This window comes from Neomesorhizobium albiziae (genome assembly GCF_900114255.1).
Classification (GTDB): Bacteria; Pseudomonadota; Alphaproteobacteria; order Rhizobiales; family Rhizobiaceae; genus Neomesorhizobium; species Neomesorhizobium albiziae.
Genome location: NZ_FOSL01000045.1, coordinates 1 through 18963 on the forward strand (window position 1 = coordinate 1; position 18963 = coordinate 18963).

The window sequence follows — 18963 nt, forward strand, 5'->3', positions numbered from 1 at the left end:
ATGCGCACCGGCTTGTCCGTCATACGCCAATTGGTTCGCGACGCGATCGACAGAAATTCCGAGGATTGGATGATCGTGGCGCTAGACCAACTCTTCCATCCGGCGAATGACCATTCGCGCTTTCCGTCTGCTGAGCGCTTCGCCATGGGCAAAGAGCTATCCGAACACATCCTGGCACTGAATCCCTTGCAAGGCGACGGACCTAAGTTCCGGTCTTATCCGGCGGTCGCTCGGTACTATCATGAGAGCGGCAACAAAGATCGCGCGATTGAGTTGGTCGAGCTGGCACTGAAGTCGCTGGACGGTCCGGAGCCTATCGCGGACGAACTGAAACAGCACCTTCTACCGCATTTACTGCAGGCCTTGGCCAACTACAGGGGTGAGAAGGTTTGTTACGGCGCTCTCTGTGCGGCTCCGCAAAACAATTTCCCCAAAGTGACAAAGCGCAGCCTGCCGAGGAGAAAACATAAAAAGGGGTGATGGTCGGAATTGTTTACTGGCCAATTCGCCCATTTCCCTCACGTGGCTGTCGCAAATAGGGTCCATGCAGGCACCTGGTGGATCGTTTGCAACAGGTTCGAGGCTCGAATGTTGCGATGACCTCCGGCCGCATCGCGGCGGAAGTGATCTTCCAGATGAAGTGCACCGCCATCCCATGACGGCGAATAATCTCGCGCTCTACAACAATTTGCTGAACGACCCCCTCATTATCGAGGGACAGAAAAGTACAAGGAGATGCGGGGTGCATATCCATTCGCAGAACATCTTTCTCAGTATCCGCTGCGCTCGTCTCCAATGCGGTGCGGAATTTCGTCCGCGTCGACGGCACGCCGAAGTTGGAGAAGGAGAATTCGACTTGAAGATGCATACGAGGACCTCTTGAATGACCTTTTATGACGTTTGCACCAAAAGCTCGGCGCATCGCCGCCCCCTCTCCACCTTTCGCAAGCATCTTAAAACGACAGTACTAACGGCGGCGCTGCTGACCGCAGCGTCGGCGGGAAGTGAGGCGCAGCAGTATATTAATGCCGACGGCAGCCGGACCAACGATCTGGAAGCCGCGAGGGAAAGCTGGCGCAACGACGCGGAATTCAACGGCAATGACGGGCTTGGCGCGATTAATGCCGATGCCGCCTACGCGGCGGGCTACACCGGCAAAGGGGCAAAGCTCGGCGTGATCGACCAGCCCGTCTGGGGCGGCCATCCGGAATTCGCCGGCAGGTTTACCTTCCTCCCCACCAGCGGCACGCGCGTTTACACCGATCCTTACATCCCGGTCGAAGCCGGCGATCCCTTCTTCGCCGACGGCCGGCAATTCATCGACGGTTTCGGCGAGATTTCGAGCCACGGAACCCATGTGGCCGGCATCGCGGGAGCCAACCGGGATGGCGCCGGCATGATGGGTGTCGCCTTCGGCTCCCATGTCTATGCCGCCACCAATTTCGATCCGGGTCCGGAAGACGGCATCGTGCTCGGCAACGACGGCGCGGTCTATGGTGCCGCCTGGCAGGCGATGATCGACAGCGATGTCGACATCGTCACCGACAGCTGGGGCATCGGCCTTTCCAGTTCGGCCTGGTCTTATCAGCAGGCCTACGGACAGTTCCAGGAAATCGAGGCGATCCGCGGCACACCGGAAGGCGGCGCCTATGACGGCGCCATCAAGGCGGCGCGCAGCGGCATCGTGGTCGAGTTCTCGGCTGGCAACGATGGCGGCCTGGAGCCTGACGCGATGGCTGGCTTGGCAAGCTTCGTGCCCGACATCGAGAAATATTGGCTGACGACGATGAGTGTCGTCGCCGACGAGGAAAACCCGCAAGGGTTTTCACGCAGCAGTTTTTCCAGCATTTGCGGCTACACGAAGTATTTTTGCGTCGCCGCGCCGGGAACCCAGATCAACAGCAGCATTCCAAACGGCGACATCACCGGCCTCGAGCGGGGCGACATCGTCGACGATTCGCGAATGCATCCGACCGATGCCGAGCTCAGTGGCACTTCCATGGCGGGTCCCTTCGCCACCGGCGCCTTCGCAGTGCTGAAGGAACGCTTCCCCTATCTCGCCAATGGCGAGGTCAACGAAATCCTCAAGACGACGGCAACGGACCTCGGCGACGCCGGCGTCGACAACGTTTTCGGCTGGGGGCGCATCGACCTGGAGAAGGCGCTGAAAGGCCCCGCCCAGTTCCTGGGGCGCTTCGAGGCAAAGCTGCCCGGCTTCTATCGCGGCTCCCGCGAGGAGGTCTGGAGCAACGACATTTCGCAGGACGCGCTGGATCAGCGCAAGGGCGAGGATGCGCAGACGATCGCCGATTGGAAAGCAACGAAGATCGCCAAAGGCTGGCAGAACGGGTTGACCGAGGAGACCATCCAGAAAATCAGGAACGACGTCGCGGCAGAGGTGACGCCCGACGCCTTCAACGAGGCGATCGAGCTGGTGCGGGTTTGCTACGAAGCGGCCGACGCGGTAAAATTCGAAGGCGGCTCCGAAGAGGCCGCCGACGCGGCTGATACCGCCATGCGTGCAAATCCGATCGCCGTCTCCCTATGGAACGCATTCCGTGCCACGGCACCCAACACGAGCATTCCGCAGGCGCCGCAGTTCGTCGACTTCACTGGTACTCCCGAAGCGAGTGTTGGTACGATACGGGAGGAGCGGGTCGCGGGGGCAATTTCCGAGTTCAATGCCTATGAGGCACTCGTGGCCACACTCACCGCCAGACTTACCGACCCCAACAACTATTTGGGAGGCCTTACCAAATCCGGCGCGGGCACGTTGCGGCTGACTGGCGACAGCACCTATCAGGGCGATACGCTTATCAATGGCGGGCTGCTCGCCGTCGACGGCTCGCTGACCTCGAAAGCCGTGGTCAATGCGACAGGTACGCTCGGCGGCGTTGGCTCGGTCGGCGGCATCGTCGCCAACAGCGGCGGCATTGTCGCGCCGGGAAATTCCGTCGGCACGCTGACATCGAACGGCGACGTGACCTTCAATGGGGGCAGCACGCTGCACATCGAGGTGAACGGTACCAGCGCCGACCAGCTCGTGGTCAACGGCGCGACGACGCTGCTCGGCGGCGTGGTGATGGTGACGCCCGAAACCAGCGGTGCGCAGCAGCTCACCCCGCAGCAGAAGCTCGCGGCTTTGCTGGACCAGACCTACTCAATCCTCACCTCATCGGGCGGCATTACCGGCAAATTCGATCAGGTGGTGCCGACCTATGCGTTCATCGACACCACGCTGGCCTATTCGGCGAATGGTCTGGAACTCGCTCTTGCCCGCAATGATCTCAGCTTCGCCGACTTTGCAACCACCCGAAACCAGAAGGCGACGGCGGCCGCCGTCGAAGCGTTCGGACAAGGCAACGTTATCTACGCCACAATCGCGACGGCTACCGTGTTCGACAACCTCGCCGCCATCTACCAGTCCCTCTCCGGCGAAATTCATGCCACGCTGAAAGGCGTGCTGATCGAGGACGGCCGGTTCGTCGGCCAGGCGGCGACCGAACGGGTGCGGAACGCCTTCGGTGGGGTCGCCGTGAGGCCGCAAGCGACGATCAGCCCGATGGGCTATGGACCGGAAGCGAAGGACCTGGCGCACAGCGCCGCCTTCGCCGCGGACCAGCCGGCGCCGATGGCCGCGAACCCCACCTTCGCGCTTTGGGGTCAGGCCTACGGCTCCTGGGCGGATGCCGACAGCGACGGCACCGCTGCCGGTTACAACCGCGATCTGGGCGGCATCGTCACCGGCTTCGACGGCCTGGTCGCCGACAGCTGGCGCGTCGGCCTTCTGCTCGGCTACGGCAACACGTCTCTGGACAGCGGCAGCGATCAGGCTTCAGTCGACAGCTTCCAGATCGGTGTCTACGGCGGCACCCAATGGAATGCGGTCGGCCTTCGTCTGGGCGCCACCTACGCGCATCAGGAGATCGACACGGACCGCAGCGTGGTCGTCGGGGGCCTCGCCAGCGAGCACAGCGCTTCCTATGACGCGCAAACCGTGCAGCTCTTCGGCGAGGTCGGCTACAGGATCGACACCGCCTACGCGGCTTTCGAGCCTTTCGCCGGCGCCAGATATGTGCATCTGGAGACTGACGGGTTTCAGGAAGACGGCCCCACCACCAATCTTTCGGGCCTCTCAGGAACGAGCGATGTCGGCGTGACGACGCTCGGCCTTCGTGCTTCGCATGAGTTTCTTGTGCGCGAAAACACCGTCCTCACCGCGCGCGGCATGGTCGGATGGAATCATGCCTTTGGCGACGTGACGCCGGAGCAAAGCCTCGCTTTCGCGGGCGGTCAGGCCTTCAACATCGAAGGCATGCCGATCGCCGAGGATGCGCTTGTCGTCGAGGCCGGCTTCGATGTCGGCATCGGGGCGAACGCCAATGTAGGGCTGTCCTACACCGGGCAATTCTCCGGCGACATCAGCGATAACGGGGTCAAGGCGGATCTGACAGTTAGATTTTGATGGCAGACCGGCGCGTCATCACGAGGTGACGGCCGCTGACGCGCTTCCTGCTGGCACCGCCCGCACCGGAGCCCATAATCGTCAGATACGCTTCCAGCTGCAGTGGGTTGCTCCGATGAAAACTGCGTTCACGTTTGAGCCTTTTGATTCCGCGCAGGTCGTACGCACAACAGCCTGTCGCCAGGAGCGTCTGTCCTTAGAATGCAACCGGCGTCATCGATCGACAGAGGCGCACGACGGAACCTTATGGTACCGGGCGATTTATGCCTGTCTATCTCCCTCCGCGGCCGGCACGGCGAGGTTCATGTGCTCGGATCCGGCTCACTGAACAACGCCCTCCCCTCGATATACGCTCTTCCACACATAGATCGCGTCATCGAAGGCCTCTTCGACCGCGTTGCCGTACCATCTGGTGACGATACGGTAGACCTTGCCGAAAAGCTTCGTCCCATGCGGTTGTAGGGCAGGCGTCTACCAGGTCAGGCTTCAGCTCCGAGGCATGTGACACCGACTTCATCTGGATACTGTGTGACGCTGATGCGCACGACGGCCTTGCGGATATGGGAACAGCACGACCCGATCGCCGGATCGAACGGTGACGGCAAGCGGATCGAGCGAACCTAATTCGATGGGACCGGCATCGCTCGCGATAGAGGACACCGGCCACAAGTGCCGAGACTTCGATAGGACGTTGTTTAGCCCGACGGATCGACGTCGGATGCGCCCGCGATCACGCGGACGCCACGGCGCGCGAGTGTCCACCACGAGACCTTGCCCAAGGAAGAGCACAAGCTGGCGCATTTCTGCTCGATGTGCGGGCCGAAATTCAGCTCCATGTGCATCTCTCACGACATTCGCTCGGAAGCCAGAAAGAGGGCATGGCGGCTATGGCCGCGAAATCGCGAGGGCGGCGATCCCAGGGGCGCGGGCGCCATTCGCAGCCGATAGGCTGCCCCGCGCCAAGGGCGAAGCCGGATGGCCGAGACCGTCTGAGCCTGCCGAAGAAAAGCGGGCTCGGTTCACGAGCACCGGCGCGCGGGCGCGCCATTCAGCTGCAGCTCAAGTTCGCCAACGGTCAGTTTCGGGCGCCCGGATCGGACCACAGCCGTTATTTTTGCGGCGGTCTGATCAAATCGCAGGGATCAACGTTCAGTGCGGCCGCCAACTGCCCGAGCACGCTTACGCTCGCAGAAACACGGGCGCGTTCGATCGAGCCCACGTACCGCATGCTGAGCTCAGCGCGCGCCGCCAGCTCTTCTTGCGTCAGGTCCTGCTCATGGCGCAAACGACGCATATTGATCGCCATGATCTCCTTGAGATCCACAGCGAGATAGGGACCTGAACGGGAACTATCGTTCTAGGAATGATCGTTCCTATTCGCTATAGAGGACCGGTCGACAGAGCCCCCTTGTGCGGATCACAACCGAACCGAAAAGGCATAAAGTTCGTCATGAAGCCGGAAATCATTGAAGAAGTCCCCTGGTCGGACAGTCTCACGGTCTACGACAACGAGCACTTCACGACGTACATGAGGCTCCTGGACGCTTCCGCCGACAATGCCACCGAAGACGAAATGGCGCATCTGATCCTCGGCATCGATCCGGCACGCGAACCGGAGCGCGCCCGGAAGGTTGTTCGCAGTCATCTCGACCGCGCGAACTGGATGGTCACGACTGGCTACAAGGAATTGTTCGCCAGCTGACCAATTGCGCGGCGCCTTCCACCACACTTTCAAGCAAGGAAGTCCCTGTACCCGCCGTTCATCAGCGCATGGCCGCGGTGAATGGCGCGGCGGATGCGGTCACGCAGATGATCGCGCGGATCTTTCCAGTCGGCCTGGACCCGCGGTTCGCCGATCAGCGCTGCAGCGATTTCCCGGTGCGAAGCCCCCGCAAGCGAACCGTCGAGCGCCTGGAGGACGAAGCGGAGGCGTCGACCACGCGCTTCCGGCGGGGACAAGGTCTTTGGCAGTCGTCCGTCCGCCGTAAGACGGTTGAGACATTCAAGCGCCCACAGGCGCTGTTTCAACTGACCGGCGGGCCAGATTGCGTCGATATGGAATCGGACGGGCAGCAAAACGCTGGCGCCAGACACGACAAGCTGGACGTTCCGGTCGCCATGCCGCGACAGAACATGTTGGCGGCCGTCGCCCGCCAACAGGACCGTTGCACGGGCATGGCAGCGCCGTCTGGTCCTGGCGCGGCAGGCGCTCACTCCCCCGGGCTATCGCACCAACGGCCATCGCTGCACTATAATCTGCAGCACAACCAGACCGCCGAGTGCTTTTCCACCAGTCTGTCCGCAAGCGGCTTTGACTATGGTATCACGACTCGCAGCTTGGCTGTCGCGTCGCGCAGGTCGAGCAGGACAAGCTCGCAGGGGCCACAGCTGCATAATCCCGCGCTGTGGACAAGGTCCTGGCCCAGTCGACCGCGTGGCCACCCGCCGCCGCATATTCGCGCACAGCACTGCCAATGGCCTTGTCGTCTTCAATGAGCAGTATTCGCATCAGGTGTGCCGAGCTTCCAGGTCGAGGGCAAGACTCTTCTCTTATAAGACAGAACCTGACGCCACGCTGAATCGCCGTCGCGCAACATCGCCGGAAGCTGTCAGGTCGTTGTCAGCTACGGTTGCTAGAAGCTCTTCCTGGCGGGGGACAGTCTATGGAGGGTGGTTCGTGAATCGCTGCACATCATTCGCAATTTTTGCTTTTGGCGCTTTCTGCGCCACGTCGACCGTCGCCACGGCGGCGGATCAAACCATCTATGCTGCGCCAGACAAGGGCGTCGTGTTTGTTGGTGGCGTCGGCTACACTTGGCTAAAGGGCAACGAGCTTGTCTACGATGAAATGGGCAATCGAATCAGCAAATTGATCTGGGAAACCGACGCGCCGGTTCTGACCACTGGCCTCAAGGCGGAGGTCTGGAACAACTGGACCATTTCAGCCAACGCTGTCTTCGGTTTCTCCGGCAACAGCCATATGGAAGACTATGATTGGATCGCACCCTATGCGCCGAGCCTTGCTGAAGGGGATTGGTCGCATCAGTCGATCCACCCCGACACCGAACTTGACCGCTACATCAATCTTGACATCGCAGCAGGCCGAGACTTCCTGATCAACGATGCCACGACTATCAACCTGCATGGCGGCTTCAAATACAGCAACGTGAAGTGGAGCGCCTTTGGCGGCTCGTTCACCTATAGTGAGAATGGCTTCCGGGACACCGTCATCAACTTCGCCGACGGCGAACACGTCATCAGCTACGAACAGCGCTATCCGGGCCTTTTCCTTGGCGCGGAAGCGACCTCGAAGTTCGACAACTGGACTCTCTCGGGTCTGCTCCGCGGCGGCTTCACCGTCGATGCAAGCGATGTTGACCACCACTGGCTCCGCAGCCTGCGATTTGAGGACGACTTCGACATAGTTCCGTTCATCTCGGTCGGCGCGAGGGCCGATTATCAGATGACCGAACGCGCCAGCCTCTTCCTAGCCGGTAATTTCGACAAGTATTTCCGCGAGAAAGGCGACACCACGCTCGACGACATCGCGACGGGCGCGCAAGTGGCGGCCTTCGAGGATAGCGTAGGCATGGACTTCTATGCCGTTACCCTATCGGCCGGCTTCAAGCTGACCTTCTAACCCCCGGCGGCACGGAAACGGCGGGCCAGCGTCAGCCATAAGGCGAAATGCACTTTCGGCGCTGGCCGTTTGCTCAACGTAGGTTGTTATCCAAGAGGCGATACGTACTGTATCTCTTATAGCACCATTCGATATGAGCGCGCGAAACACGTTCGTTCGGAGCTGCCCGGACTCTGCATGGCCGGAGACCATTGCACCAACCGCCGCGTCGAATATCAAGGCGATTTCAAGGCAAGAGCTCAGTCGTCCAACCATTCAATTTTGCGGATCGCGATGCCATGGAAACAACTGTTGCTGCATCGCGATCCGTACTCGGGTCCTGATTTGTCCACCAGGCCCTTAAGGCTGCGGGCTCGTCTGTCAGCTCGTGGTCAGGATGAAACGGCGGTTCGGCGCCAGCACCGGCCGCGCATTCATCGGGTAAAGCGCGGTGAACCTAGAGATGTCGGCTGCGTCGACCTGCAGCGGCTCACGTGCCACCATCCAGTCGACGATCTCCGAGCATGGCGGCGTCGTCAGCGAGCCCTCGTAGCTCCAATAGTCCAATGAGGCCGGCAGAAGGCCGTTGGCATCGACGTCCTTGACCGAGGCTTTGACGCCCGTCTCTGTCGGGAAAACCGCGGCAAGGCTTGCAAACGTCTCGTTCTTAGCACCCGGAGTTAGGAACACGCCAAGCACGCCGAGCGCACCGCTTTCGCGATCCCTGTGGACGAAATGCACCTCCAGGGGGAAGGTCTTGCCTTCCACCAAATGTTCGCTCGGCGCGTGGAAGTGAAATTGCAGAAATTCGTAGGCCTTGCCGCCCCGGGTGAGCGTGCTGCCTTCCGGCACGTTGATCTGGATCGTGTGGCCGTTGTTGACGACCGTGCCGCCGCCTGCCTTCCAGTCGAGGCCGATTTGCGGGATGTCCGCCTTGATGGCCCCCCTTCAGGTCCACAGGCGACTGCTGCCCGCCGGCCGAGTACGTGGCGTTCGCGCCATCGAGCGACCCCCAGTGCTCTGGACCGTTTTTCGTTCATAACTCCAGTGGACGCCTTCGTCGGCACGACCCGTCCGCGCGCAGATCGCACATGCGCCCAAAGATATGAATCCTTCGATCAAATTGCGCCGTTGCATGTGTTCGTTCACTCCTTTTCTGCTACGGGATCAACCGCGCCGCATGGCCGAGTAATTGCTTTCTGCGGATGCGCAGGCGCTGGTGATCAAGGGTGGCCATGCGAGGGGACCCAGATCAACGCATATCCTGTTGAGCTCCGATCAGGAAGCCATCCGCTTCGACATGCCGCGGCTTCCTGGATAGATGCGCGGGACGGGCTGCATGCTGGCTAGCGCGAGCGCCGGGCGTCTAGCCCAGGCGAAGCCGCTTTACGCAGTCCGCTGCGGCCATTGCAACATCAAGCGCTTCTACAAGCCGATGGAGCTGCGCGACGTCATCGGCAATGCCTGCCACCTGCCCCGCATCATGGGAAAGCGTAGGGGTCCACGCCGCGCCCCTCGCGGCCATTTCTCGGGCTGATCGGGCATCTCTTGAGATGAAGAGATATTCTGCCGCGTCAAGAGCGACCTCGACTCTCTATTCTGACTCCTCTTCCCGAATGTGTTGCCGCAGAAGCAATGAGGCCCGTCATGGTAAATAGCGATCCTTCCGTTTGCCGAGGAACGCCAGCCGCGCCGGCGCGCGCCAGAGCGAGCTAGCTGTCGCGGCGGCACACCCTACGAATCCACTGGCGCCGGATCATAGGAACTGGTTGCATGCGTCCGTTCGAACGCAGCTTGCTGGTGCGATCGATAGACTTCAAGTCCGTCAACCAGGTTGTCGAGCTCGCGGATGGTGCGGCCAAAAAGTGTTGGCGGGGCTCGCACGGCCCAACAGGTCGGCGAACCGGTAGGCCACCATATCCTTTTTCTTGGGTCCCACTCTTTCCCCTGGCGGTGTGTAGATCCACACGCGCAGCCGAGCTCGCACAGGGGATCAATCCGGCGCTTGCGGTTGCACTCGTTGTCGGATCTTCGACGATGTCGGACATGCGACACAGCGATGTCAGAGTGATGGCATTGTTCTGAAATGATTTTCTCATTTGGCACGACACATGCAGGGCTATCCGCAAACGCGCTGCGGCACGGACTGAGGAGAAATCATCCCATGAACACGCTCGCCGAATATGCGGTCGCCGCCGCGAAAACTGAGCTCTGCCGAGCCGACGGAAGACTTTGCGTTTGTCTTCCAGTCGACAGCATTCTTCAGGTTGTCCGCACATGACCACAATAGATCTCCGCCCAACGCTGACTGCTCCCGACGATGATCCCTATCTTTGGCTTGAAGATGTAGAAGGCGAACGGGCACTTGCTTGGGCCGCCAGCCAGTCGGCCAGGACCCTGGAGCATTGCGATGGAACGCAGTTCGAGCGCGACCACGACGCCCTGACAGCGATTTTCGACCGTCCTGACAAGATTCCCCTGATCACGCGCCGCGGCCGTTACCTCTACAATTTCTGGCAAGATGCCGGAAATCCGCGCGGATTGTGGCGCCGAACCACCCTTGTCGCCTACATGAAGGCGGATCCCCAGTGGGAGCGACTGCTCGATCTGGACGCCCTCGCCGCTAGCGACGGAGAGGACTGGATCTGGGGCGGCGCGTCCCTCGAACCGGAGAGACGGGAAAGAGCCGTTCTGCGCCTGTCGCGCGGCGGCAGCGACGCGGTCGTGCATCGCGAATTCGATCTGGGGTCTCTGAGCTTTGTCGCCGACGGCTTCAATCTCCCGGAGGCCAAGGGCAGCATTAATTGGCTCGACCCTGACACGCTTCTGCTTTCCAGTGCGCTGGGTGATGGCATGGCCACCCGCTCCGGCTACGCGCGAACCGTGCGGGTGTGGAAGCGTGGCGCGGATCCGCTCGTCGCGCCGGTAATCTTCGAGACCGGTTCCGAATCCCTCGAAGTGTCTGGCCATGTGGACCACACCGCCGAGAGCGAGCGCCTTTGGTTCATCGAGAAGCCGGCCTTCTTCGAGGTGATAGGCCGAATCGGCGACAGGAGCGGGCCGAAGATGCAGATCGACCTTCCTCCGGACGCCCGGTGGGATGGCTTCGGCGACTGGCTGGCTGTAAAGCCGCGCAAGCCCTGGACGGTGGGAGGGACGACGCATGCCGCCGACGCGCTGATCGGCATCTCGCTTTCCTCCTTCATCGCCGGCGAGCGCGATTTTGCCACCCTCTTTGAACCAGGCGACAGGCGCTCCCTGCAGTCATTCTTCTGGGATAACGGGAAGCTGATCATCTCCTACCTCGTCAACCTCGTTCCGCGTTTCGAGATGTTCACCCCCGGCCCGCAGGAATGGACGCGCCGAGCCCTGGACACCGTGCCCGCCGAAGGGACTGTTCACCTCTGGCCGCTCGATGCGGAAGATCACGAGACCAATGGAGAGGTCCTCGTTTCGGCTCAGGACCCGATCACGCCGCCGCACCTACTCCTCTTCGACCTCAATGCCGCGCCGCCTCTCGGCGCTCCAACAATCCTGAAGCGCGACCCGGAGAATTTCGACGCATCCGGGCTGGTGGTCACGCGCCACGAAGCAGTCTCGACCGATGGTGAGATGATCCCCTATACGCAGGTCGGCCCGGCGAACGGGAACGGGGATGCCCCGGTTCACCTCACCGCCTACGGCGGGTTCGGCCGATCACTCCTGCCCTACTACAACTTCTCGATCGGCAAGCTGTGGCTCGAACGCGGCGGCACGAGCGTGGTGGCGAACATCCGGGGCGGCGGCGAGTTCGGCACCCGTTGGCACGAGGCGGGGCGCAGGGAGGGCAAGCGTCTCACCCATGACGATTTCGCCGCCGTTGCTGCCGACCTCGTGCGAAGGGGCATTACGCGGCCGAGGCGGATTGCCGCCGAGGGCGGCTCAAATGGCGGCCTCCTGATCGCCAATATGCTTACCCGCTATCCTGAGCGTTTCGGCGCGCTGTTCTGCACAATCCCGCTTGTCGACATGCGCCGCTACACCAAGCTTTTGGCGGGCGCGAGCTGGATTGACGAATATGGCGATCCCGACAAGGCGGAGGATTGGACTTTCCTCAAGGAAATCTCCGCCTATCACGCTGCGACGCCGGGACAGCCCTATCCGCCGATCTTGCTCGCCACCACGAAGCGGGACGACCGCGTCCACCCGGGCCACGCGCGTAAGATGGCCGCAAAGCTGCAGGCTCTTGGCTATCCCGCTTACTTCTACGAGTCCGGCGCGGGCGGGCACGGCTACGGCAAGGACAATCGGGAGCGGGCCGCATTCATTGCCCTGGGCAATAATTTCCTTCGCAGTGCGATCGGCTGGCAAGCCGATGGCGTTCGATAGGTGGCCGGGACCCAACAAGAGCAACGTTTCAATAAATGAGTACAGGTCGATGATTGCGAGCACGACGCAAATAATGTGTGCACAGTTTCACGCAAAATGCGCGTGAGCGCTCCGTCAATCTCAAGCAATTCGAGCAGGATTTTTCACAGTGCAGTGCATCATTTCTGAAGAGCAAGGAGAGAATAACATGGCGAGACAGCGAATGGGCGTGGCGCGGGGAGTAACAGCGGCCCTCGTCCTCATTGTGGTGGGACAGCAGGCCGTCGCGGCGGACCTTGCGCAAGCTGTGAGCGCCCCGCAGGCAGGAGCCTTGGTCACGCAAGCGCCAAGCCCTTGGCAGATCCGCCTGCGTGCGTTGGGGGTCATTACTGAGGATTCGGGTTACGTCAATGCGGTGCCCGGCTCCGATCTTTCCTATTCGGACACCGTGACGCCGGAACTCGATTTCTCCTATTTCTTCACGGACAACATCGCCGCCGAACTCATACTCGGCACCACCTATGCCAACATCGACGGCAAAGGAACGATCGGCGGGCTGGGGAAGATCGGCGAGGTTTGGCTGCTGCCGCCCACGCTCACATTGCAGTATCATTTTACCAATTTCGGCGCCTTCAAGCCCTATGTCGGTGCCGGCGTGAACTACACGATCTTCTATAACCAGGATGTCGGCAGCGCCGGTGCTCTCGATGTTAAGGACACGTTCGGCGCCGCGCTGCAGGTCGGATTCGACTACATGGTGGATCAGCACTGGGGCGTCAACTTCGACGTGAAGAAGCTTTTCCTGGAGCCAGACTTCGACGTCAAGGTGGGCGGGGCGAACTTGACGGGGACGGCCGACCTCAATCCCTGGTTGATTGGCGCAGGTGTCACCTACCGCTTCTGATAACGGAAGGCGAAGGCGGCTTGCTGACCGCCGATCTGAAAATGAAGGGCGCGTCTGGCGCCCTTTTTGCCGTCGGCCTTGCACAGACGACTCGACCCGGATCATATGAGGAGGCGGCCTTGTTGCCTGTGGGCGGGGAAGTGTCCGGAATCGGAGGACCCTTCTGATCAACTTTATCGATGACCATCCGACGCATGGCAGCCGATTGTGGGGCGACACTTGAAGAAGCCGCAGACGCAGGACGGCAAGTGTGCCGAGCGAAAGGCAGCACGAAGCACTTCGACGCCAACAAGGATGCCTTGTTCAGCCATGCGGAACGCGATGGCGACAGCTGGCTGTTCATTTCCTACGGGTGCGGTGACTGGCGCCCCGGCGGGTACCAGCCGATCGTCTATCATCCCCGTTCCGGCGCACTTTTTGCGTCGATGCATTCCGGCCGCGATCTCTCTGACCGTCTCCACCGCCGAACACCGACTCTATGCGCAATCAACCCGATCGACGCGACGGTCATTCGCTACACCGCCGCGGCGGGGTTCGTGCTGACGGAGACGATGTCGAGAAGGTAGTGAGACCATCGTGCAGATGGAGGGTGATGAGCCATGCCCGCCTTTGATCCCTTGGCCGTGGTTCTTCGATCCGGCATCTCGTTTGGAAGCCCGAAAGGGCATAAAGTTCGTCATGAAGCCGGAAATCATAGAAGAAGTACCCTGGTCGGACAGTCTCACCCCTACGACAAGGAGCACTTCACGACGTACATGAGGCTCCTGGACGCTTCCGCCGACGACGCCAGCGAAGAAGAGATGGCGCAACTGATCCTGGGCATTGATCCGGCACTCGAACCAGAGCGCGCCCGGAAGGCTGTTCGCAGTCATCTCGACCGTGCGAACTGGTTGGTCATGACTGGCTACAAGGAATTAAACGGAGAACTACGTTTACGCTATCGCCCTTACGACCCTCCTAAATAGATGGCCACTGTCGTTCGCTGACTGTTAGTTACGCCCCAACTTCATAAAAATTGCGCTCTCCACGTGGACAGTTTTCACGAAGAAGGTAAGCGCATCGCTTCAACGAAGGCTCATTTGTCCCGAAGCTTTCTTCGGAGTGACCGCAACGGTCACAGGTGACCTCGACACCTTCAACCGAGCCATAGTCGCCATCAAGATCAACATGAGCTGTGGTTGTTGACACTTTTCCCATTTCCCTGCCTCCGCCAATCGGCGTCCACTCAAATCTCAGCCAAATCAGTTGGTGAACCTGCCCCCGATGTTGGACCGGCCTGCTGGCCGATTCCAGGGGTCCATCAATGCTCGCCGTTCAGCAGCTACGCAGAAGCCGCGATGCATTCCGATCGCAACAAATGGCGCCAGCCATGCACCCAAACACCTCAAACATGCATCCAGATATGCCTTTTATACAACAAATCTTGTTGACGCGCAACGATCTATGGGGTACACGCATCATAAGTCGTCAATCTTGCATCAACTCATAGGTTCAGCGCATGGAGCATTTCTCAATCATTCAGGCGCTTTGCCGAGCGGCGATGGGCGAACCCACGCTAGCGCTGCGCAAGCAAGTCGAGCGCCTTAAGGATGCCCTCGCCAAGGATGGCGAGGAAAAGCAAGCAGCATCACTCGCCGGGATTCTTGCCACGGCGGAGCGCCTCAAGGAGATGGCTCCGAGCCGAATTGAGCGCTCTCGAGCGGGCCTGTCCGGCGAGACGCTGGGCCGCAACACTCCGGTTCCTGTCGATCGTGAAACAGCCGCAGCCTTGGCGGAGATCATCTTTCCATCTGAAGTCGAGGGAGCCGCCCCGCTCTTCAATTCGACCGTGACGCAGGCAGTCGGGACGATCGTTGATGAATGGACGGACTTCGAGGCGCTCGCTACCGTCGATATCATGCCTTCAAAGACTTGTTTAATTTATGGAGCACCCGGCACGGGTAAAACACGGCTAGCCCTCTGGATTGCTCGCAGGTTGGAGCTTCCTGTTGTTCTCGTGAAGTTGGATGGTCTCGTTTCCTCGTTTCTTGGAACGACGGCTCGTAATATTGGCAATCTTTTCGCATTCGCCAATCGCTATCGCTGCGTCCTTCTGCTCGACGAATTCGACGCCATTGCAAAGGTGCGTGATGATCCGCAAGAGGTCGGCGAGATCAAGCGTGTTGTGAATGCTCTTCTGCAGAATCTCGATGTTAGGCAGAACATTGGATTGACGATCGGCATCACCAATCATCCGAAGCTGCTTGATTCGGCGGTCTGGCGCCGTTTCGAGGTTCAGCTTGAGATCCCCAAGCCCGATTTTGAGGTGCGGAAGGCGATAGCCGCCATGTTTATGCCACCAGTAACGGCTCCGGACAGCCATCTACGTCTTATTGCTTGGTTCACCGAAGGTTCGACCGGAGCGGAGATCGAGGCGCTGGTCCGCACATACAAGAAGGCCACCACGGTTCGCGAGGATGATCGACGGGGGTTGCTGGATACACTCCGCCAATTTGCGACACTTAACGCGGCCCGCATTCAGAGTGAGCGTCGAACGCTGTTGTTCGACGGTCCCGCGAACCTGTTTCGGGCTATGCGCGACGACCCCATTCTCGCATTTTCAATGGCCGACATCGGCGAAATCGCTGGGCGGGATAAATCGACCGTAAGTCGTCAGCTTGGGCGCCAGGCGAGCAAAGTCGATGGGGGGATGAATCATGGCTAGTCCGATCCAGATCGTCCTCAATCCGGACAATTATGAAGAAGCCCGAGAAGCAGGTGGTGGAGGCGGTCGTAAGGACTTCTTTGCTCACCGCGATCGGGAGTTTGGAGCTCACAAGGCTGCCTTGATTGAGCAAATCGACACCATTTCTGGAGTTCTTTCCGCGCAAGCCCAAGGGCCGATCGGCTACGTCAAAATTATCCTCAAACGGGACGCTTGGGCAAAGAGCCATCGGCCTGTTGGAGCGCTTTTCCGCAGTGATCGGATGCCCGTAGTCGGGGGTGGAGATCTCGGCGTGATGATTGTCGAAGGCCGCCCATCGGCTTTGGCGCAGGTGAAAGCCGAAATTGCCAAAGCCGAAACGCTGACCAGGATGCGTTACGACGATAAAAAGGGAAAAGAAGTACCGAACCCTTCGGCGCAAAAGAGCGAGACGGGAGCGATCGACCGGATCGAACTCTATGGCGCCTCTGACAAGCGCAGCTTTTCGGTCGAAGAAGCTGTTGCGTGGCTGGCCAATCCGATGACGGGAAGCGGGTATCAAGTCGAGCTATTCGACGTTTTACCGCCGCGTGCGGAATGGGATCGCCTCGATCCCGCTCACAGACGGCTGGTCGAGTCTTTCATTGCCGGCTTCAGCGCCCTTGAACAAAGTTTGTCAGTGGAGCGTCTGCCGAACTGGCGGCATCGGCTCCCTATGCTTTCAGTGCGCCTGGACCAGGCAGGAGATGGTGCCATCTTGAGACTGACGAGCGTGTCATCAAAGGAGCGCCGTGAACTTGCGCCATTCGACCCGAATGTTCAGCATCACGGCCGCTTGCTGGCGTTCTTGGACAAGCATCCATTGGTCCGAAGGGTAGAGTTACCCGGCATCGTGGTACGTTCTGCTCGCCCAGCAACACCGGGACGTGTTCGACCAGACCAGCCGACCATGCCCGTTCGTGATAGCCGCAGGACCCACCCGCGGTTGGGCATCATTGATGGCGGCATAAGCTCCGCTTTGACCGACTGGATTATCGATCGATGGGACGTTCTGGCCGACGAAGACATGGATCTATCCCATAGCACGTTTATTGGTGGACTCGCGGTAGCGGGAGCCGGGTTTAATGGCGTGGATACGTGCCCGGAGCCCGACGGCGCTGAGCTGGTGGACGTGGCTGTCTTTCCAAGCGAGCAGAAAGCTGGGGCTTTTGCATCCTACTATTCTGGCGGCCTCCCGCAATTCTTCGATGAGATGGATGCGGCTGTCGCCGATGCGCGTGCGCGGCATGGCGTGCGTGTCTTCAATATGAGTCTGAACATCCTTCAGGCAGCGGCACCAGATCGTTACAGCCCGCATGCAATCCGGCTCGATCAGATCGCTGAAGAAAACAACGCTGTCGTGTTCATTTCCGCCGGGAACATTCAGCCGCAGGATCTCCGCCCGGAATGGCCGGCTGATGCGACGGCGGCCCTCTCCAACCTCGCCCTTGCCCGAAATGATGGGCTCCTGACGCCAGCGGAGAGCGCAAGGAACGTTGCCGTTGCGGCACTAAATCCGCCGGGCCATAGCGGTTGCTTGCCGTTCGCACCGGCTCGTTTCAGCCGCCGAGGACCTGGCCTCCGATCAGGCGGCAAACCCGATCTTGCTCACATCGGAGGCGCAGGCACACAGCACGCGACTCTGGGACATGGCCTCTTTTCCATCCTTCCTGACGGAACGGTGGTTGACGGTTGCGGCACCAGCTACGCTTCGCCGTTGGTTGCCAAGACGGCAGCAGTCCTCGACCATGCCATCGAAGGCGAGGTCTCTCGTGAGACCCTCATAGGCCTGCTCGTTCACCATGCAGAGATCCCAGCACCGTTGCGCCCGAAAATGCTGGCACCGCTGGCGCGGCACCTTGTGGGCTTCGGGATGCCGCCATCTGCCGAACGTATTCTGGAAACAGGCGATCATTCTATCACCTTGGTCTTCGCCTCGCGTATTCAGCACGGCCAGCAGATCAATTTCCGGTTCCCATGGCCGGCGTCTTTGGTCGGACCTGGCGGGAAATGCCGAGGATGGGCGAAGCTCACGCTCGTATCCACGCCGCCGCTGGATGCGCGGTTTGGTTCCGAGTTCGTCCGGGTCAATGTGAATGCCGTTCTGCAGCAGGAGCAGGATGAGGGCAAATGGAAGGGCCGGCTTGAACCGCTCTACCTTCCATCCTCACGAGAATCGCCGGCGGTCGAGGCGGAGCTAATCGAACACGACCTGAAATGGAGTCCGGTGAAAGTCCATGCCAAGACCTTCCCGCAGGGCGTTGGGCCGTCTTCAAACTGGCGACTGTTTGTCGAGTATCTCACCCGCGCTGGAGAGATGATGCCAGAGGGCGGTGTCCCCTTCACGGCAATTCTAACCATTAGCGATCCGGAGGCTGAAAAGCCTGTCTTCAATGACATGCGCCAAAGCCTTCAGGCGATTGGTACGCAAATAGCCGACATTCGGACGGCCGCGCGCATTACGCCACGCGTCTAGGACAAAAAAAAGTAACTCAAGGGAGGATAGGTTGCCTTTTGATCAGCAGGTTTTCATTGGTGACAACAGCGATCTTCGTATCCCTCGAAAAGAGGGGTATGCGGCTATCACTTTCAGCAGATCGGGGCGGACCAAGAAGTCAGAATCGTGCTTCCCGTAGGCTGTGGCAAATCGGGCTTGATTGCGATTTCACCTTATGCGCTTCAAGGTCAACGCACGCTCGTGATCGTTCCTGGCACCCGGATCAGAATTCAAATCGGCAACGATCTTCGTGCAAACAGCGAAACCAATTTTTATGAGCGCTGCCACGTCATTGGTGCATCGGTAGCAATTTCCTGAGAGCCCGTCCCGAAATTTCGGAGCTTGGCTTTGCTGGCAGACGCTCATGGTTGTGACGGACGTGGCTTAAGGATTGATGTGATTCGGACGC

The 18963-nt window shown here is 60.1% G+C and carries 13 protein-coding genes and 4 pseudogenes; 13 read left to right on the forward strand and 4 right to left on the reverse strand.

Annotated elements, in window-relative coordinates; all coding sequences use genetic code 11:
* A pseudogene (locus F3H98_RS29005) lies at positions 1 to 480 on the forward strand (TlpA family protein disulfide reductase); the annotation flags it as partial.
* Positions 481 to 883: 403 nt separating this feature from the next.
* The gene (locus tag F3H98_RS29010) at positions 884 to 4465 is read left to right on the forward strand and encodes an autotransporter domain-containing protein (RefSeq protein WP_149764285.1); all 3582 of its coding nucleotides are present in this window, start codon (positions 884 to 886) and stop codon (positions 4463 to 4465) included.
* 321 nt (positions 4466 to 4786) lie between these two features.
* On the opposite strand, the gene F3H98_RS32080 is transcribed toward F3H98_RS29010, so the two are convergent.
* Entirely contained in the window at positions 4787 to 4885 is a 99-nt protein-coding gene (locus F3H98_RS32080; protein ID WP_244621980.1) for a hypothetical protein, read from the reverse strand.
* A gap of 333 nt (positions 4886 to 5218) precedes the next feature.
* Between F3H98_RS32080 and F3H98_RS32085 the strand changes: the two are divergent.
* A pseudogene (locus F3H98_RS32085) lies at positions 5219 to 5413 on the forward strand (hypothetical protein); the annotation flags it as partial.
* Between the two features lie 160 nt (positions 5414 to 5573).
* Here the strand turns inward: F3H98_RS32085 and F3H98_RS29020 are convergent.
* Positions 5574 to 5789: a helix-turn-helix domain-containing protein gene (locus tag F3H98_RS29020; protein WP_149764287.1), complete on the reverse strand. Its 216-nt coding sequence runs from the start codon at positions 5787 to 5789 to the stop codon at positions 5574 to 5576.
* 126 nt (positions 5790 to 5915) lie between these two features.
* On the opposite strand from F3H98_RS29020, the gene F3H98_RS29025 reads away from it, so the two are divergent.
* Positions 5916 to 6167 carry a DNA -binding domain-containing protein gene (locus tag F3H98_RS29025; RefSeq protein WP_149764290.1) on the forward strand — a complete coding sequence of 84 codons (252 nt, stop codon included), beginning with the start codon at positions 5916 to 5918 and terminating at the stop codon, positions 6165 to 6167.
* Between the two features lie 29 nt (positions 6168 to 6196).
* On the opposite strand, the gene F3H98_RS29030 is transcribed toward F3H98_RS29025, so the two are convergent.
* On the reverse strand, positions 6197 to 6622 hold the full coding sequence (locus tag F3H98_RS29030; RefSeq protein WP_244621978.1) for a DUF2285 domain-containing protein: 426 nt from the start codon (positions 6620 to 6622) through the stop codon (positions 6197 to 6199).
* A 277-nt stretch (positions 6623 to 6899) separates the two neighbouring features.
* Here F3H98_RS29030 and F3H98_RS29035 point away from each other — a divergent pair, with 277 nt between their 5' ends.
* Positions 6900 to 8105, forward strand: a complete 1206-nt coding sequence (locus F3H98_RS29035; protein ID WP_244621979.1) for an omptin family outer membrane protease — start codon at positions 6900 to 6902, stop codon at positions 8103 to 8105.
* 360 nt (positions 8106 to 8465) lie between these two features.
* Here F3H98_RS29035 and F3H98_RS29040 read toward each other — a convergent pair.
* Positions 8466 to 9221, reverse strand: a pseudogene (locus F3H98_RS29040) (carbonic anhydrase).
* A gap of 202 nt (positions 9222 to 9423) precedes the next feature.
* On the opposite strand from F3H98_RS29040, the gene F3H98_RS29045 reads away from it, so the two are divergent.
* The 8 genes and pseudogenes from F3H98_RS29045 to F3H98_RS29080 all read left to right on the forward strand — a co-directional run bounded on the left by F3H98_RS29045 (position 9424) and on the right by F3H98_RS29080 (position 18872).
* Positions 9424 to 9621 (forward strand): hypothetical protein, encoded by a 198-nt coding sequence (locus F3H98_RS29045; protein WP_149764292.1) that lies wholly within the window; start codon positions 9424 to 9426, stop codon positions 9619 to 9621.
* A gap of 740 nt (positions 9622 to 10361) precedes the next feature.
* On the forward strand, positions 10362 to 12452 hold the full coding sequence (locus tag F3H98_RS29050; protein ID WP_149764294.1) for a prolyl oligopeptidase family serine peptidase: 2091 nt from the start codon (positions 10362 to 10364) through the stop codon (positions 12450 to 12452).
* 187 nt (positions 12453 to 12639) lie between these two features.
* Positions 12640 to 13335, forward strand: a complete 696-nt coding sequence (locus tag F3H98_RS29055) for an OmpW/AlkL family protein (RefSeq protein WP_149764296.1) — start codon at positions 12640 to 12642, stop codon at positions 13333 to 13335.
* Positions 13336 to 13583: 248 nt separating this feature from the next.
* Positions 13584 to 13901: a hypothetical protein gene (locus F3H98_RS29060; protein ID WP_149764298.1), complete on the forward strand. Its 318-nt coding sequence runs from the start codon at positions 13584 to 13586 to the stop codon at positions 13899 to 13901.
* A 112-nt stretch (positions 13902 to 14013) separates the two neighbouring features.
* A pseudogene (locus F3H98_RS29065) lies at positions 14014 to 14300 on the forward strand (DNA -binding domain-containing protein).
* A gap of 533 nt (positions 14301 to 14833) precedes the next feature.
* The gene (locus F3H98_RS29070) at positions 14834 to 16039 is read left to right on the forward strand and encodes an AAA family ATPase (protein ID WP_149764300.1); all 1206 of its coding nucleotides are present in this window, start codon (positions 14834 to 14836) and stop codon (positions 16037 to 16039) included.
* Positions 16032 to 18533, forward strand: coding sequence for a S8 family peptidase (locus F3H98_RS29075; protein WP_149764302.1), 2502 nt, complete (start codon positions 16032 to 16034; stop codon positions 18531 to 18533). Before F3H98_RS29070 ends, F3H98_RS29075 begins: the two co-directional genes overlap by 8 nt.
* A 147-nt stretch (positions 18534 to 18680) precedes the next feature.
* The gene (locus F3H98_RS29080) at positions 18681 to 18872 is read left to right on the forward strand and encodes a hypothetical protein (RefSeq protein WP_149764304.1); all 192 of its coding nucleotides are present in this window, start codon (positions 18681 to 18683) and stop codon (positions 18870 to 18872) included.
* Positions 18873 to 18963: the final 91 nt, after the last annotated feature.

Bases quoted from the DNA above. Each gene is read 5' to 3' on its own strand.
- F3H98_RS29010 (WP_149764285.1), top strand. From the start codon at position 884: ATGACCTTTTATGACGTTTGCACCAAAAGCTCGGCGCATCGCCGCCCC.
- F3H98_RS29025 (WP_149764290.1), top strand. From the start codon at position 5,916: ATGAAGCCGGAAATCATTGAAGAAGTCCCCTGGTCGGACAGTCTCACG.
- F3H98_RS29045 (WP_149764292.1), top strand. From the start codon at position 9,424: ATGCTGGCTAGCGCGAGCGCCGGGCGTCTAGCCCAGGCGAAGCCGCTT.
- F3H98_RS29050 (WP_149764294.1), top strand. From the start codon at position 10,362: ATGACCACAATAGATCTCCGCCCAACGCTGACTGCTCCCGACGATGAT.
- F3H98_RS29055 (WP_149764296.1), top strand. From the start codon at position 12,640: ATGGCGAGACAGCGAATGGGCGTGGCGCGGGGAGTAACAGCGGCCCTC.
- F3H98_RS29070 (WP_149764300.1), top strand. From the start codon at position 14,834: ATGGAGCATTTCTCAATCATTCAGGCGCTTTGCCGAGCGGCGATGGGC.
- F3H98_RS29075 (WP_149764302.1), top strand. From the start codon at position 16,032: ATGGCTAGTCCGATCCAGATCGTCCTCAATCCGGACAATTATGAAGAA.